Origin of the sequence: Pseudomonas sp. Pseu.R1, assembly GCF_045764065.1 — a bacterium.
Classification (GTDB): domain Bacteria; phylum Pseudomonadota; class Gammaproteobacteria; order Pseudomonadales; family Pseudomonadaceae; genus Aquipseudomonas.
In genome coordinates, this window is sequence record NZ_JBJGEE020000001.1 from 5,533,635 (window position 1) to 5,548,590 (window position 14,956).

Annotated in this window: 13 protein-coding genes; 8 read left to right on the forward strand and 5 right to left on the reverse strand. The window is 61.7% G+C overall.

Annotated features, from left to right (window positions below):
- Window positions 1-78 precede the first annotated feature (78 nt).
- From ACI5GA_RS25220 to ACI5GA_RS25230, 3 genes are all read left to right on the forward strand, one after another.
- Window positions 79-1,395, forward strand: coding sequence for an MFS transporter (locus ACI5GA_RS25220; RefSeq protein WP_421425539.1), 1,317 nt, complete (start codon window positions 79-81; stop codon window positions 1,393-1,395).
- Window positions 1,396-1,448: 53 nt separating this feature from the next.
- A complete protein-coding gene (locus tag ACI5GA_RS25225; protein WP_421424730.1) occupies window positions 1,449-2,606 on the forward strand; it encodes an L-talarate/galactarate dehydratase in 1,158 nt (385 codons plus the stop codon).
- 184 nt (window positions 2,607-2,790) lie between these two features.
- Window positions 2,791-4,062, forward strand: coding sequence for an MFS transporter (locus tag ACI5GA_RS25230; protein ID WP_404633572.1), 1,272 nt, complete (start codon window positions 2,791-2,793; stop codon window positions 4,060-4,062).
- A 75-nt stretch (window positions 4,063-4,137) separates the two neighbouring features.
- Here ACI5GA_RS25230 and qhpR read toward each other — a convergent pair whose 3' ends face one another.
- Window positions 4,138-5,199 carry an AraC-like transcriptional regulator QhpR gene (gene qhpR, locus ACI5GA_RS25235; RefSeq protein ID WP_421424731.1) on the reverse strand — a complete coding sequence of 354 codons (1,062 nt, stop codon included), beginning with the start codon at window positions 5,197-5,199 and terminating at the stop codon, window positions 4,138-4,140.
- 469 nt (window positions 5,200-5,668) lie between these two features.
- On the opposite strand from qhpR, the gene eat reads away from it, so the two are divergent.
- The 3 genes from eat to eutC are packed head-to-tail and all read left to right on the forward strand — an operon-like array spanning window position 5,669 to window position 9,287.
- Window positions 5,669-7,021, forward strand: coding sequence for an ethanolamine permease (eat, locus tag ACI5GA_RS25240; protein WP_404633204.1), 1,353 nt, complete (start codon window positions 5,669-5,671; stop codon window positions 7,019-7,021).
- Window positions 7,022-7,050: 29 nt separating this feature from the next.
- A complete protein-coding gene (locus tag ACI5GA_RS25245) occupies window positions 7,051-8,442 on the forward strand; it encodes an ethanolamine ammonia-lyase subunit EutB (protein ID WP_421424732.1) in 1,392 nt (463 codons plus the stop codon).
- 23 nt (window positions 8,443-8,465) lie between these two features.
- Window positions 8,466-9,287 carry an ethanolamine ammonia-lyase subunit EutC gene (gene eutC / locus ACI5GA_RS25250; protein WP_421424735.1) on the forward strand — a complete coding sequence of 274 codons (822 nt, stop codon included), beginning with the start codon at window positions 8,466-8,468 and terminating at the stop codon, window positions 9,285-9,287.
- A gap of 38 nt (window positions 9,288-9,325) precedes the next feature.
- Here the strand turns inward: eutC and ACI5GA_RS25255 are convergent, their stop codons facing one another.
- Window positions 9,326-10,312, reverse strand: a complete 987-nt coding sequence (locus ACI5GA_RS25255; RefSeq protein ID WP_421424736.1) for a DMT family transporter — start codon at window positions 10,310-10,312, stop codon at window positions 9,326-9,328.
- A gap of 240 nt (window positions 10,313-10,552) precedes the next feature.
- Here ACI5GA_RS25255 and ACI5GA_RS25260 point away from each other — a divergent pair, with 240 nt between their 5' ends.
- Window positions 10,553-11,455: a LysR substrate-binding domain-containing protein gene (locus ACI5GA_RS25260; protein ID WP_404633212.1), complete on the forward strand. Its 903-nt coding sequence runs from the start codon at window positions 10,553-10,555 to the stop codon at window positions 11,453-11,455.
- Between the two features lie 8 nt (window positions 11,456-11,463).
- Here the strand turns inward: ACI5GA_RS25260 and argC are convergent, their stop codons facing one another.
- Complete coding sequence (gene argC, locus ACI5GA_RS25265; protein WP_421424737.1) at window positions 11,464-12,384, reverse strand: N-acetyl-gamma-glutamyl-phosphate reductase; 921 nt, start codon at window positions 12,382-12,384, stop codon at window positions 11,464-11,466.
- Window positions 12,385-12,508: 124 nt separating this feature from the next.
- Between argC and ACI5GA_RS25270 the strand changes: the two genes are divergently transcribed.
- Window positions 12,509-13,393 (forward strand): LysR family transcriptional regulator, encoded by an 885-nt coding sequence (locus tag ACI5GA_RS25270; RefSeq protein ID WP_421424738.1) that lies wholly within the window; start codon window positions 12,509-12,511, stop codon window positions 13,391-13,393.
- A gap of 64 nt (window positions 13,394-13,457) precedes the next feature.
- Here the strand turns inward: ACI5GA_RS25270 and ACI5GA_RS25275 are convergent, their stop codons facing one another.
- Together ACI5GA_RS25275 and ACI5GA_RS25280 are read right to left on the reverse strand one after the other, a co-directional pair.
- Window positions 13,458-13,769 carry a hypothetical protein gene (locus ACI5GA_RS25275; RefSeq protein WP_404633218.1) on the reverse strand — a complete coding sequence of 104 codons (312 nt, stop codon included), beginning with the start codon at window positions 13,767-13,769 and terminating at the stop codon, window positions 13,458-13,460.
- A 272-nt stretch (window positions 13,770-14,041) separates the two neighbouring features.
- Window positions 14,042-14,902 (reverse strand): CAP domain-containing protein, encoded by an 861-nt coding sequence (locus tag ACI5GA_RS25280; RefSeq protein WP_421424739.1) that lies wholly within the window; start codon window positions 14,900-14,902, stop codon window positions 14,042-14,044.
- Between the last annotated feature and the right edge of the window lie 54 nt (window positions 14,903-14,956).

The window sequence follows — 14,956 nt, forward strand, 5'->3', positions numbered from 1 at the left end:
ATCACAACAAGGAAAATAACAGTGATCCCCACACCACAGGTCCCGGCGAAGACCCACGTTCGCTATCTCATCCTCGCGATGATCTTCATCGTGACCGTGTTCAACTACGTCGACCGCGCCACGCTGTCGATTGCCGCACCGGCGATGCGTCATGACCTGGGCTTCGATGCGATCACCACGGGCATCGCCTTTTCTGCCTTTGGCTGGGCCTACACCAGCATGCAGATTCCGGGTGGCATCGTGCTCGACCGCTTCGGTTCGCGGCTGGTGCTGGGCATGAGCCTGATCATCTGGTCGGCATTGACCTACCTGCAGGGCTATGTCGACCTGTTCAGCTCGGCGTTCGTCGTGCTGTTCGTATTGCGCTTCCTGATGGGCGTAGCCGAATCACCAGCCTTTCCGGCCAACAACCGCCTGACCGTGATGTGGTTTCCCCGTCATGAACGCGGGTTGGCCACGGCGATTTTCCAGTCGGCGCAGTACTTCGCGTTGGCCGCCTTCACCCCGTTGATGGTGCTGTTGCTCAACAGCTTTGGTTGGCAACACGTGTTCTTCTGGACCGGCGGGGCAGGCATTCTGATCGGCCTGCTGTGGTTCAAGCTGGTTCATGAACCGCGCAAAGACAAACGCGCCAATCAGGCCGAAATCGACTACATCGAAGCGGGCGGCGGTCTGCCGAACATGGGGGATGTGAAGACCCCGTTCAGTTGGACGCGCGTCAAAGCCATTGGCGGCAATCGCATGATGCTGGGCGTTTATCTGGGGCAGTTCTGCCTGACCTCCATCACCTGGTTTTTCCTGACCTGGTTCCCGACCTACCTGATCGAAGCCAAGGGCATGACCATGCTCAAGGTCGGCCTGGTGGCGGCCATTCCACCGATTGCCGGCTGCCTGGGCGGGATGATCGGTGGTGTGTGGTCCGACTGGATGCTGAAGAAAGGCTACAGCCTCACCGCGTCGCGCAAGACCCCGATCATCTGCGGCCTGCTGCTCTCCAGCACCATCGTCATCGCCAACTACACCCAGTCGATCCCCGTGGTGATCGGCGTGATGTCCCTGGCGTTCTTCGCCAAAGGCATCGGCAACCTGGGTTGGTGCATCGTCGGTGATGTGTCGCCCAAACGCGCGATGGGCATCAGCGGGGCGATGTTCAACTTCTGCGGCAACATCGCCAGCATCGTGACGCCGATTGCCATCGGTGTACTGGTCAATCAACTCGGATCGTTCGACTCCGCACTGATGTACGTGGCCGCCATGGGCCTGCTCGGCGCCTTCGCCTATCTGGTGATCGTCGGTCCCCTGAACCGCCTTGAAATCGATGACCTGGAAGACAGCCCTGCGCCCGATACGGCATCCAGCAAGGCCAATAGCGATCTGTCCGGGCAACGCGCCTGATTGTTCAACCCCCTATAAGCATTCGCCCTACAAAAATTCGAAAGGAGAGTCCCATGTCTGTTCAAGCCCACGTTAAATCCGCCGACGATGACCGTATTGCCTGGGTCAAGGTGTCCTCGGTGTTTCTGCCGCTGGCCAACCCGATCAGCGACGCCAAGGTGCTGACCGGTCGCCAGAAACCCATGACCGAAATCGCCATTTTGGTGGCTGAGATCGAAACCACCGAGGGCCATCGTGGCCTCGGTTTCAGCTACTCGAAACGCGCCGGTGGCCCCGGTCAGTTCGCCCACGCCAAGGAAATCGCCCCGGCGCTGATCGGTGAGAACCCCAGCGACATCGCCAAGCTGTGGACCAAGCTTTGCTGGGCCGGGGCGTCTGTGGGACGCAGCGGTTTGTCGACCCAGGCCATCGGCGCCTTCGACGTCGCGCTGTGGGACCTCAAAGCCAAGCGCGCCAACCTGTCACTGGCTCGCCTGTTGGGCGCGCATCGTGATTCGGTGCGTTGCTACAACACCTCGGGTGGCTTCTTGCACACGCCGCTGGAGCAACTGCTGCACAACACTGACATGTCGCGGGAAAAGGGAATTGGCGGGATCAAACTCAAGGTCGGCCAGCCGGATTGCGCCATCGACCTGCACCGCGTGGCCACGGTGCGCAAGCACTTGGGCGACGACTTCCCGCTGATGGTCGACGCCAACCAGCAATGGGACCGCCCGACCGCCCAGCGCATGTGCCGCCGCTTCGAGGAGTTCAACCTGATCTGGATCGAAGAGCCGCTGGACTGCTACGACGCTGAAGGCCATGCGGCACTGGCGCAGCAATTCGACACGCCCATTGCCACCGGGGAAATGCTCACCAGCGTGGCCGAGCACGCGGAGTTCATCAAACTGCGTGGTGCGGATTTCCTGATGCCGGACGCCCCTCGCGTGGGCGGCATTACCCCGTACCTGAAAGTGGCGGGCATGGCCGAGCAGGCTGGTTTGATGCTCGCACCGCACTTCGCCATGGAGCTGCACGTTCACTTGGCGGCGGCGTTCCCGACCGAGCCGTGGGTCGAGCATTTCGAGTGGATGGAGCCGCTGTTCAACGAGCGTCTGGAAACCCGCGACGGCCGCATGCTGGTGCCGACCCGTCCAGGCCTCGGTTTGTCCCTGAGTGAGCAGACCCGCGCCTGGACCGCGCAGACCGTCGAGGTCGGTTCACGCCCCTGATTTACCCGTCAAACAACGTCTGTACATGACCGGGAGCGCTTCGTGTGAAGCGCTCTTGCTGGCCGATCTATAAAAACAAAATGAGGGCTTTCATGTGGAACATTCCAACACCGCCAGTGCCGCCGATCCGGCTGCCGCTGCTGCAACCGCCGTGCGCAGCAAAGTGCGTTACGGCATTCTGGCGATGCTGTTCATCGTCACCGCGATCAACGTCGGCGACCGTGCCACGTTGTCCATCACAGGCTCTGCACTGACCGAAGTGCTGGGCATCAACTCCGTCACGCTGGGCTATATGTTTTCCGCGTTCGCCTGGGCGTACGTGCTGGGTCAGTTGCCCGGTGGCTGGCTGCTGGACAAGTTCGGCTCTGTGCGCGTTTATGGCCTGTCGCTGTTTCTCTGGTCCACGATCACCGTGGCGCAGGGCATGATCGGTTTCTTCTCGGTGCCGGTGGCCATTGGCACCTTGTTCGTGCTGCGCTTTTTGTTGGGGCTGATCGAGGCGCCGGTGTACCCGGCCAACAGCCGCATCGTCGCCGCATGGTTTCCGTTGCAGGAGCGGGGGCTGGCGACGGTCATTTTCAACTCGTCGATGTACATGTCGGTGGTGCTGTTGGCGCCTGCCATGGGCTTCATCGCCCATCGCTACGGCTGGGAACACGTGTACTGGTTCATGGGTGGGCTGGGGATTGTGGTCAGTCTGGTCTGGTTCAAGTACGTGAAAACGCCGACCGAACACCCGCTGGTCAACCGTGCCGAGCTTGAGCATCTGCGTGAAGGCGGCGCTCAGGTGGACATGGACAAGCCCAAGGAAAAGGGCGGATTCGTGCCACGTTTCTCGGACCTGAAGGTGCTGCTGAAAAGCCCGATGATGTGGTCGATTTATCTGGGCAAATACTGCGACACCTCATTGCAGTATTTCTTCCTGACGTGGTTTCCGGTGTACCTGGTCAAAGGCCGTGGTTTGAACATCATGGAAGCGGGGGCCATCGCTGCGATTCCCGGTATCTGCGGCTTGCTCGGCGCGCTGTGTGGCGGCGCGGTGTGCGATTACCTGATTCGCAAGGGCTTCTCGCTGTCGGTGGCGCGCAAGATTCCGCTGGTGTGCGGCATGACCATGGGCGCCACACTGGTGTTCTGCAACTTCACCGAGTCGATGTGGATCGTGACGATTCTGATGTCGCTGGCGATCTTCGGCAAAGGTGTGGTGGCGGTGGACTGGACACTGGTGTCGGACACCTCGCCCAAGGAAATCACCGGCATGGCGGGCGGGCTGTTCAACATGTTCGGCAACCTGTCGGGCATCTTCACCCCGATCGTGATCGGCTACATCGTGCAGTCCACCGGCTCGTTCTCCGGGGCGATGTATGTGGTGGCAGCGCATGCGTTAGTGGGGGCGTTGGCGTTTTTGAGCATGGGCAGCCTCAAACGTTTGGAGTTGCAGCGTAAGGTCGCCTGACGAGCGCATTTTCTGTGGGAGCCGGCTTGCTGCGGGCGGCTCCCACACAGTAAGGCGTCGAGACAAATGTATTCGCTACGACGTGATCGCCGCGCTGCGCCACTGCTTCGGGCTGATACCAAACCAGCGCTTGAACGCACGGGAGAAGGCGCTGGTTTCGGAATACCCGAGCATGGAGGCGAGCTGGGTAACACTGAGGTTCTGTTGCTTGAGATGAGCGAGGGCGGTTTCCTGGCGGATCTGATCCACCAACTGCGTAAAGCTCAGGCCCTGATCACGCAGTTTGCGTTGCAACGCCCATTCGGAAAGGCCCAGGTTGTGGGCAATCTCGTCGAGGGCAGGTTCGCCCAAGTGCAAGGTCGCAAGGATGGTCTGGCGGGCGCGGTCCAGCAGGCTGGTTTCAAGGCCGCTGTTGTCGCCGAGCTGGCGAATGGCGTCCTTGATCAGCATCAGCAGAATCGGGTCGCTGCCGGGCATGACCTTGCCGACCACCTCGCGCTTGGGGATCAACAGCGAATTGCAGCCTTGAGCGAATTGCACGTCGGCCTGAAACGCATCGCGGTGTTCGTGCCAGTCCAGCGGTCTGGCGTGTTCGAACGCGACTTGCCGAGGCGCCCAGTCTGCCCCCAGCACGTGACGCACCAGGTTCATCGCCATGCCCATGGTCAGTTCGGCGTCCTGTCGACGTTCGTTGATCGCGCCATGACGCACCTGATAATCGAAGCGGTAACACTCACCTTGATCCACCAGCTCGATCAGCGTGCTGTGCTGGTGGAAGGGAAAGGCTTCGGAAAAGTTGATCAGCGCGTCTTCCAGCGTAGGCGAACACAGGCCGATGTAGCCCAACAGGCCCAACGCTTTTGGCTGGAATTGCTGGCCATAGCGCAGGCCGAAATTGTCGCAGCCGGTTTGCCGCGCGGCTTCTTCCAATACCTTGCAGTAGTTGGTCAGCGGCAGGCTGAGGGTGGGGTGGAGCAGTTGTTCAGGATCGATGCCCGAGCGGCCGAAGACCCGATCCAGGTCGCCACCGTGTTGCACGATGAACCCGTCCAGACCGTTGGCAGCAGCCGACAACACGCCGCGATTGCTGGCGGCGGGGGTGTTGGGCGCGGCGGTGGGGATGAGGGTCTGGAACATTGGATTGAACGGTCTTCAGCGTGCGTATGAATTTTTTTCAAGCAAATGTCATACCTTGTTACGGATTTTCAGGCCGAACGGGGTTCATTGTAGGAGCGTGGCTTGTCCCGCGATCGGCGACGCAGTCGTCGTAAACCCGACTGGCGCGGTGGGTCTGAAGGAACGCATGTACCGAGTTTACGACTGCTTCGCAGCCGATCGCGGGCAAGCCACGCTCCTACAGGTTTTGTGCGGCGCCTTGAATTGCTACCCGTCAACTCACCTCGCTGTGTAGTCAGGTGTCAAATATGACCCGCAATAAAGCACCGCACCCTTGTCATGCGCCGCCATGGCGCACCCCGGAAAAATACCCGGAAAACTTGACCGCACACGACAACCCGCGCTTTTTACGGTCAAGCCTTGGCCGCAACGCTGTGGCTATTCTCGCTGTCAGGCAAATACCGTCGCTTGGCTACCGGGGTGCACACTCATGACTGCTTCAACACTGAAACCAACATTGGGAACCCTGCATTTGTGGGGGCTGGCCGTGGGGCTGGTGATTTCCGGCGAATACTTCGGCTGGAGTTACGGCTGGGGCACCGCAGGGACTTTGGGCTTTCTGGTGACCACGCTGATGGTCGCTGTGATGTACACCTGCTTCATTTTCAGCTTCACCGAGCTGACCACTGCCATCCCTAACGCGGGTGGCCCGTTCGCTTACAGCCTGCGTGCCTTCGGCCCTGCTGGCGGGATGATCGCGGGCCTGGCCACGCTGATCGAATTCGTCTTCGCGCCACCGGCCATCGCCATGGCCATCGGCGCGTACCTGAACGTGCAATACCCGTCGCTGGACCCGAAAGTCGCGGCCATCGGTGCCTACTTCGTGTTCATGACCCTGAATATTCTGGGGGTCAGCATCGCCGCCACCTTCGAACTGGTCGTGACCGTACTGGCCGTGGCTGAACTGCTGGTGTTCATGGGCGTCGTGGCGCCAGGCTTCAGCTTCAGCAATTTCGTGCTGGGCGGCTGGGCCGGTTCCGACACCTTCAGCCTGCCTGCGATCAGCGGCATCTTCGCGGCGATTCCGTTTGCCATCTGGTTCTTCCTCGCCATCGAAGGCGCCGCCATGGCGGCAGAAGAGGCCAAAGACCCAAAACGCACCATCCCGCGTGCTTACGTGGCAGGCATTCTGACCCTCGTTGCGCTGGCCATTGGCGTGATGATCTTTGCCGGTGGTGTGGGCGACTGGCGCGCGCTGTCGAACATCAACGACCCGCTGCCACAGGCGATGAAAGCGGTGGTCGGCAACAATTCCAACTGGATGCACATGCTGGTGTGGATCGGCCTGTTCGGTCTGGTGGCCAGTTTCCACGGCATCATCCTGGGCTACTCCCGTCAGTTCTTCGCCCTGGCCCGCGCCGGCTTCCTGCCGCCAAGCCTGGCCAAACTGTCGCGCTTCCAGACCCCGCACCGCGCGATCATCGCCGGTGGCGTGATCGGCATCATCGCGATCCTCAGCGACGGCGTAGTCAACCTGCAAGGCATGACCCTGACCGCCGCAATGATCACCATGTCGGTGTTTGGCGCTATCGTCATGTACATCATCAGCATGCTGAGCCTGTTCAAACTGCGTCGCAGCGAGCCGAACCTGGACCGCAGCTTTCGTGCACCGGGTTACCCGATCGTGCCGGGCATCGCGCTGGTGCTGGCGGTGGTCTGTCTGGTGGCGATGGTCTGGTTCAACCTGGTCATCTGCGGCATCTTCATTTGCCTGATGGCGCTGGGTGCGCTGTTCTGTAAAGTGGTTCGCAGTCGCGGTCCGGTTGTTGCAGTCGCAGGTTAAGTATCTGGATTCAGAGAGAGGAGAGGGCGATGAGTTTTTCCCACAGCATCGGTGGCATGGTCTGGCGCTTCGACAGCCTGCGGGAACTCATGGCCAAGGCCAGTCCTGCGCGCTCCGGCGACTTCCTCGCCGAAGTCGCAGCCACCAGCGACGCCGAACGTGCGGCAGCGCAGATGGCCTTGGCCGAGGTGCCGCTCAAGCGTTTTCTCAATGAAGCGCTGATTCCTTACGAGCAGGACGAAGTCACCCGCTTGATCGTGGACAGCCACGACCAGGCGGCCTTTGCCCCGGTCAGTCACCTGACCGTCGGCGGGTTTCGCGACTGGCTGTTGGGCGACGACGCCACCGAGGCCAGCCTCAAGGCGCTGGCGCCGGGGCTGACCCCGGAAATGGCGGCAGCGGTGTCGAAGATCATGCGCGTGCAGGATCTGGTGCTGGTGTCGCAGAAGATTCGCGTGGTCACGCGCTTTCGCAATACCGTGGGCCTGCGCGGGCGGATGTCGACCCGCTTGCAGCCCAACCATCCGACCGACGATCCGGCGGGCATTGCCGCCAGCGTCCTCGATGGCCTGCTGTACGGCAACGGCGATGCCATGATCGGCATCAACCCGGCCACCGACAGCATCAGCGCCATCAGCGAACTGCTGAAAATGCTCGACGGCGTGATCCGTCACTACGAGATTCCCACCCAGTCCTGCGTGCTGACCCACGTCACTTCGTCGGTGGCGGCCATCGAGAAGGGCGTACCGCTGGACCTGGTGTTTCAATCCATCGCAGGCACCGAAGCGGCCAACAGCAGCTTCGGCATCAGCCTGGAGATTCTGCGCGAGGGTTACGAAGCGGGCTTGAGCCTCAAGCGCGGGACCCTCGGCAATAACCTGATGTACTTCGAGACCGGGCAAGGCAGTGCGCTGTCGGCCAACGCCAACCATGGCGTCGACCAGCAGACCTGCGAAGTCCGCGCCTACGCCGTGGCGCGGCATTTCAATCCGTTTCTGGTCAACACCGTGGTCGGTTTCATCGGCCCGGAATACCTGTACAACGGCAAGCAGATCATCCGCGCCGGGTTGGAAGATCACTTCTGCGGCAAGCTGCTGGGCGTGCCCATGGGCTGCGATATCTGCTACACCAACCACGCCGAAGCCGATCAGGACGACATGGACATGCTGCTGACCCTGCTCGGGGTCGCGGGCATCAATTTCATCATGGGCATTCCCGGCTCCGACGACGTGATGCTCAACTACCAGACCACCTCGTTCCACGATGCCTTGTATGCGCGCAAAACCATCGGTTTGCGCCCCGCGCCGGAGTTCGAGGCGTGGCTGACGCGCATGGACATCCTGCGTCAGGACGACGGCGGCGTGCGGCTGGGGCAGGGCGTGCCCCCGCTGTTCCGCAAAGCCTTGGCGCAATTGAACTAGCTGTAGAGAAGAAGAGACTGGCCATGAGTGATGACCACAACAACTCACCGGCCCAGGCCGATGCCTGGCGTCAACTGCGCTCGCTGACCTCGGCGCGCATCGCGTTGGGCCACGCGGGCACCAGCCTGCCGACCGCCGCGCAACTGGACTTCCAGTTCGCCCACGCTCAGGCCCGTGATGCCGTGCATTTGCCGTTCGATCACGCTGCGTTGAGTGAGCAATTGCAGGCGCGCCAGCGGGAAAGCCTGACCGTTCACAGCTCGGCGCCGGATCGCAACATCTACCTGCAACGGCCTGATCTGGGGCGGCGGTTGTCGGCGGAATCCGTCGAGCAACTGCGCGACTATTCTGCGACCCATTCCGAGGGTTTCGACCTGGCCGTGGTGGTCGCGGACGGCTTGTCGTCGTTGGCCGTGACGCGCCACAGCCCGGCGATGCTGGAACGGATTGACCAATTGGCTGCCGCTGAGGGATGGAGTGTGTCGCCCGTGGTGCTGGTGCAGCAGGGCCGCGTGGCGGTGGCCGATGAAGTGGCTGAACTGCTCAAGGCGCGGATGGTGGTGATCCTCATTGGTGAGCGACCCGGCCTCAGCTCGCCTGACAGCCTGGGGCTGTACTTCACCTACGCGCCGCGCGTGGGGTTGAACGATGCGGCGCGCAACTGCATTTCCAACGTGCGCCTTGAAGGCATGAGTTATGCCATGGCTTCGCACAAGTTGCTGTATCTCATGCGCGAGGCGTGTCGTCGGCAGTTATCCGGGGTGAACCTGAAGGATGAGGCCCACGTTCCGGTGCTGGAGGCGGGGGAAGAAGCCCGGCCAGGGAATTTCCTGATTGGCAGTTAAATCACGACGCAGGTTTCGCGTCCGACCGGATCTGGCGTTCAGCGGCAATGCTTCTGTGACGTAACGGGACAGGCCTCGGCACAGGAGCGACGCGGCGCCAGAATGACCCTTACGGCGCAGGCGGTGCCGAACAGAATCAGGGTTAAACCGAGGGCTTCAGCCAGGCTCGGCAAGCGACCATGAAAGGCCAGGCCCAGGACCGTGGCGAAGAAGGCTTCCAGCGCGATCAACTGTCCGGAGAGGACCATGGGTAGACGGCGCGAGGCGAGGTTCCAGGCCCAGGCGCCGATCACGGACGACATCAGCGCGATCAGCAACGCCCAGCCATAAAGACGCAGCGCGCCGGGATTGGCGATGCCCAGCGTCGGCAGCCGTAGCCAGTCAGCCGCCCACGCCAGCGGGGCGAGCAGCAGGGCGCACAGTCCGGCGCCGATCATCATCAGGCAGGTCCAGGCACTGGTCGCTCCGGTGTGCAGGTGTTCCATGGCGGCCTGGTTGATCACGCTGAAGGACAGCCACAACACCACCGCGCCGAAGGAAAAGGCCAGGCCGATGCCAAGGGACGTTGCACCGGAGGGGGCGCGCAGCACGTGCAGGTTGATCATCACCAGCCCCAGGCACAGTGCGCCGATGGGCAGGGCCAGTTGCCCCCAGCGCAGCGAGCGGTGTTGAGCGTTGCCCAACAAGGCCTGCAACACTGGCACGGCGCCGATGAAGGCAGCAATCAGCAACGGCCCGCCGAAGATCACGCCTCCGGCAATGCAAGCGCTGTAGGCCAGATACCCCAACACGCCGAGGCCCATGCCGGTCAGCCATTGTCGGGGGCGCAGGCCGCGCAGTTGGGCGCGATACAACGGCAGCAGCAAAAGCCCCATCAGCCCGGCCATCATGAAACGCACCAGCATGAAATCCTGAATGCTGTACTCCCCGAGCACGTAGGGCGAGATGAAATTGCAGGCCCAGCTCAAGGTCGCCAGCGTTGCGAATCCCACGCCTTGCAGGAGGGTTGAACGGGGTGAGTTCATGGGGTGTCCTGTTGCAGTGATCTGGCGGTTGGCGGATTACCTGTGGGAGCTAATTCATTCGCGATGCGGTGGTGAACCTCACACACCGGCGTCGAATGTCCCGGCCTATCGTCGTGATGCCGCCCGGAATGAATTCGCTCCCGCAGGGGGTATGTGGCTAGCCCCCGTACAGCGTCATCTTGCCGATCCTCCCACCTGTGCTACAAATGATCTCTTCGTCACGATGCATTACTGAAGATTATGAATAAGCTCGGCAAATCCCTCCCGCCACTGGCCAGTCTGCTGCCGTTCGAAGCGGCGGCTCGGCTGCTGAGTTTTTCCCGGGCAGCCGAGGAGCTTAACCTCACTCAGGCCGCCGTCAGTCGGCAGATTCGCGCGCTGGAAGAGGATTTGGGCATCGCGCTGTTTCAACGCCGTAATCGCGCGGTGTTTCTGACCGACGCCGGACGGGAGCTAAACGTTACGCTGGGTAATGCATTGCGAGACGTGGCCGGAACGGCGGATCGCCTGCGCGGCGTGGCGGGCAAGAATGAGGTGGTGTTGCTGTGTCAGCCCTGCGAGGCGTTTCACTGGCTGATGCCCCGGCTGTCGAACTTTCATCAGCAGTACCCGGAAATCGAACTGAAGATGGTCACCTGGGCCCACCCGTTAACCGACTATCAGGGGTATTTCGACGTGGCGATGCAAAGCAGCAACCGCGATCACGGCCTGCACCCGCTGTTGTTCTCTGCGGCTGATGAGGTGTTCCCGGTGTGCAGCCCGGCTTATTTGAAAGGGCAGCCAACGCCCATTTCACTGCGCGACCTGCACCGTCATACCCTGTTGCACCATGACGCACAGCCGGTTTACCAACTGGAATGGGACACCTGGCTCGCGACCTTTGGCCATGAGATGCCGCCGCAGCGCCGCAGGCTGGCCTTCGACAGCTATTCCGTGATGCTGCATGCGGCGGTCGAAGGGCATGGCCTGGCGATGGGCTGGCGACGCACCTCACAACGCATGCTCGACAGCGGCGCGTTGGTTGCGCCGTTCAGCCAGAGCGTGCATCTGGCAGAAGCCTTGTCGGTCTATCGCCGCCATGGCCAGGCGCGCCGGGAAGAGGCGCGCCTGTTGGTCGAGTGGTTGAAGGCCGAGTTACTGTAACCGGCGAATCAGGCGCCGATCATCAGATCCAGGTTCTGCACCGCCGCACCGGCTGCGCCTTTGCCCAGGTTGTCGAAGACCGCCGCCAGCATCACGTGTCCGGCGTTTTCGAAGACCATCAGGCGCAGCGTGTCAGTGTCGTTCATCACCCGTGGGTCCAGGCCGCTCAGCGCTTTGGCGGCGTCCATGGACAGGACTTCGACGAACCCGCTGTCCGCGTAATGCTGCTCCAGACAGGCGTGCAACGAAGCGCCCGTGACCCCGGCAGGCAACAGCCGCTGCTGCAACGCGGTGGTCAACACGATGCCCTGACGGAACGAGCCGTAGGCGGGAATGAACACAGGCCGCTCCGACAGGCCGCTGTATTGCTGAATTTCCGGCACATGCTTATGCGCCAGGCCCAGACCGTAGATCTGGAACGGCGTCGCCTGCGCAGCATCCGGTCCTTCGAATTCATCGACGCCTGCACGGCCTTTGCCTGAGTAACCCGAGATCGCGTTGATGCTGATCGGATAATCCCGAGGCACCAGACCCGCATCCAGCAACGGCCGCAACAGACCAATGGCACCCGTTGGGTAGCAGCCAGGGTTGGTCACCCGCTTGGCGGTGGCGATGGCGTGTTTCTGTTGCGCGCTGATCTGTGCGAAGCCGTATACCCATTCTGGATCGGTGCGGTGGGCCGAGCTGGCGTCGATCACCCGTACCGCAGGGTTTTCGATACTGGCGGCAGCTTCGCGGGCAGCGTCGTCGGGCAGGCAGAGAATGGCGATATCGCAGGCGTTGATCGCGGCCGCGCGGCTCTTGGCGTTCTTGCGTTGCTCGGCAGGCAGTGTCACCAGTGTCAGGTCGGTCCGGCCTTGCAGCCGTTGGTGGATTTGCAGGCCGGTGGTGCCTTGGTCGCCGTCGATGAAAACCACTGGAAGGGTCATGGTCGTTGCTCTTTTTAAAGTCGGGTTGAAAGGTTCGATGGCGACCATCATCGAACCATGGGTAAGATAGTAAAAGTTGAATTTAATAACGATTAGGATCAGGTTTTCTGAATGAGAATGAGCCATGCGTGAAATCAGTCTGGACCGCCTTCGCACGCTGGTGGCGATCGCTGATCAAGGGTCGTTTGCCGAGGCCGCGAGGGTGTTGAATCTGGCGCCGCCCACGGTGAGCCTGCACATTGCCGATCTGGAAGCGCGAGTCGGTGGCATGTTGTTGTCGCGCACCCGAGGCAGCGTGCAACCGACGGCCATCGGCGAAACCCTCGTCGAACGAGCGCGGCGGTTACTGGCTGATGCCGAACAGGCGCTGGAAGACGTCGAACGCCAGGTGCAGGGGCTGGAGGGGCGAGTGCGGCTCGGCGCATCCACGGGCGTCATCGCGCAATTGATCCCTCAGGCGCTGGAGACCTTGAGTCAGGCACATGGCGGCATCGACGTTCAAGTGGCGGTGCTGACCTCGCAACAGACGTTGCAGAAACTGGCCGACGGCAGCCTGGACATTGGCGTGATTGCCCTGCCGCAAGCGCCGGTCAAGGGGTTGCAGATCAAGCCGTGGCGAAGGGATCCGGTCATGGCGTTTCTCCCGGCGCGCTGGAGCAGCCCTGACGTGATCACCCCTGCCTGGCTGGCGGGGCAGCCGCTGATTCTGAATGACGCCACGACCCGTCTTTCGCGTCAGGTCGCAGAATGGTTCGCCAGCGAGGGGCCGCAGCCGACGCCACGCATTCAGCTCAATTACAACGATGCGATCAAGAGTCTGGTGGCGGCCGGATACGGGGCGACGCTGTTGCCCCACGAAGCGTCCACGCCGTTACCGGAAAGCCGGATAGTGATGCGTCCGGTGCAGCCTTCGCTGTGGCGCGAGTTGGGGATTGCACACCGAGCCGGGGAGGTCGAGCGCTCGACCGGGCATGTGCTGGAGGTGTTGTGGGGGCTTGAGGCGTTGTAACGGCGGGAATCAAGTAACGGCGGGAGCCAAGGACTGGCCCCCGCTACGGTTCAGCGGGGGCTACTTATTTCGGATGGCACTCGCCGTCGCTCCAGGTCGCCTTGTCCAGAGGGGTCAGGCCCGGGATCACGAAGGCGGTGCAGGCGAACTTGCGACCACGGGCGGTGGTGGCGTCGTAGCTCAGCTTCTGACCACCCAGCGCGTTCTGTTGCGCGTATTGCACGTTGGTGACGGTGATTTCGTCAGAGGATGCCAGGCCCAGCGTCTTGGCGGTGGTGGTCTGCATTTCGGTCATGTTGACCTGCGCCGAGCCACACGCGGACAGCAACACGCTCACCCCTGCAATGGCCAGGGCGCGCAATTTCCATGTAGTCATTTTCCATCTCCATCCCAAAGTAAGTTCCCGCGCGGGCGCACGGGAAATATCAACGTCTCGTTATAAATTTTTGAGTCGGCATCGACAGGATCTGATGTTCCGGCAGGCGTCGAGGCAGAGACGATAGGGCGATTGGACGGGCATCGCAATAACGAATGGATCCAATAGTTGTGACGCTGTTCTCAATTTTGAAACGGTTAGTGGCACGTTGCTATTAAATATGATTGCACAGAAAAGCACGTTCAACTGTGTTCAGCTCTGTTCAACAACGTTCAAGGCGCCCCAAACACCATCGTCCAGTAAATGCCCAGATCGCTGCGGGTGTTGGTGGCGTACGCAGCGCCCACCTGGGTAAACATCGGGTTCATCAGGTTGGCGCAATGGCCAGGGCTGGCCAGCCAGCTTTGCATGGCCTGGCTCGGTGAGCCTTGGCCAGCAGCAATATTTTCGCCGACCTGACGACCTCGATAACCCGCCACGCGGGCGCGGTCGTAAGGGGTATCGCCGTCCGGGTCCTGATGAGCGAAGTAATTTTCGTTGGCCATCGCCCGGCTATGGCCTTGCGCGGCAGAGCCCAGAGCGTTGCTCCAGCTCAGCGGGCGAGCGGTAGCAAAACGCCGATATCCGCACATACGGGGCTTGGCGCGCGCGGCGTTGACTTGAGCCAGCAGGCTTTTATCGGCGGAGCGGACATCGGCCAAATGTGAGTCGAGCAGCGGTTTGGCGAGTACCACTTGCCATTGCCCGCCGTAACGGCTGACGCCGATGTCGGCGGCCTGGTCGTCGAGCAGCGTGTCGCAATATTCCCGTTGCAGCATGACGAACGCAGCGTTGGCATCTCTGGCGCCGACCAGTTGAACACTCTGCACGCTGGCCGCTTGATAACCGGATTCCTTCAGCCCCTCACGCAGGCTGCCTGAATAACCGACCGGCAGCGCCACCGTCGCTTTCATCGACAAGGGGGCCATGGCAGGAGAAACACGCCCGTCACACCGCTGGGGATGTGCGCGGTAGCTGTTGATCGCCTGGACCAACTGGCGTTCGCCATCGGCATGGGCGGTCGGGGTGAGGGCGTACAGGGAAGAAGCGAGGCAGAGCAGGGCAACGCGGGACGGGCGAACGAATGGACGCATGGGACGAACAGCTCGACAGGACGAACGAAATGAAAGCGCCCGATTCAGGGCGCG

Bases quoted from the DNA above. Each gene is read 5' to 3' on its own strand.
- argC (WP_421424737.1), bottom strand. From the start codon at position 12,384: ATGACCCTTCCAGTGGTTTTCATCGACGGCGACCAAGGCACCACCGGC.
- ACI5GA_RS25260 (WP_404633212.1), top strand. From the start codon at position 10,553: ATGAATAAGCTCGGCAAATCCCTCCCGCCACTGGCCAGTCTGCTGCCG.
- eat (WP_404633204.1), top strand. From the start codon at position 5,669: ATGACTGCTTCAACACTGAAACCAACATTGGGAACCCTGCATTTGTGG.
- ACI5GA_RS25275 (WP_404633218.1), bottom strand. From the start codon at position 13,769: ATGACTACATGGAAATTGCGCGCCCTGGCCATTGCAGGGGTGAGCGTG.
- ACI5GA_RS25245 (WP_421424732.1), top strand. From the start codon at position 7,051: ATGAGTTTTTCCCACAGCATCGGTGGCATGGTCTGGCGCTTCGACAGC.
- ACI5GA_RS25230 (WP_404633572.1), top strand. From the start codon at position 2,791: ATGCTGTTCATCGTCACCGCGATCAACGTCGGCGACCGTGCCACGTTG.
- ACI5GA_RS25220 (WP_421425539.1), top strand. From the start codon at position 79: ATGATCTTCATCGTGACCGTGTTCAACTACGTCGACCGCGCCACGCTG.
- ACI5GA_RS25255 (WP_421424736.1), bottom strand. From the start codon at position 10,312: ATGAACTCACCCCGTTCAACCCTCCTGCAAGGCGTGGGATTCGCAACG.
- ACI5GA_RS25225 (WP_421424730.1), top strand. From the start codon at position 1,449: ATGTCTGTTCAAGCCCACGTTAAATCCGCCGACGATGACCGTATTGCC.
- eutC (WP_421424735.1), top strand. From the start codon at position 8,466: ATGAGTGATGACCACAACAACTCACCGGCCCAGGCCGATGCCTGGCGT.
- qhpR (WP_421424731.1), bottom strand. From the start codon at position 5,199: ATGTTCCAGACCCTCATCCCCACCGCCGCGCCCAACACCCCCGCCGCC.
- ACI5GA_RS25280 (WP_421424739.1), bottom strand. From the start codon at position 14,902: ATGCGTCCATTCGTTCGCCCGTCCCGCGTTGCCCTGCTCTGCCTCGCT.
- ACI5GA_RS25270 (WP_421424738.1), top strand. From the start codon at position 12,509: ATGCGTGAAATCAGTCTGGACCGCCTTCGCACGCTGGTGGCGATCGCT.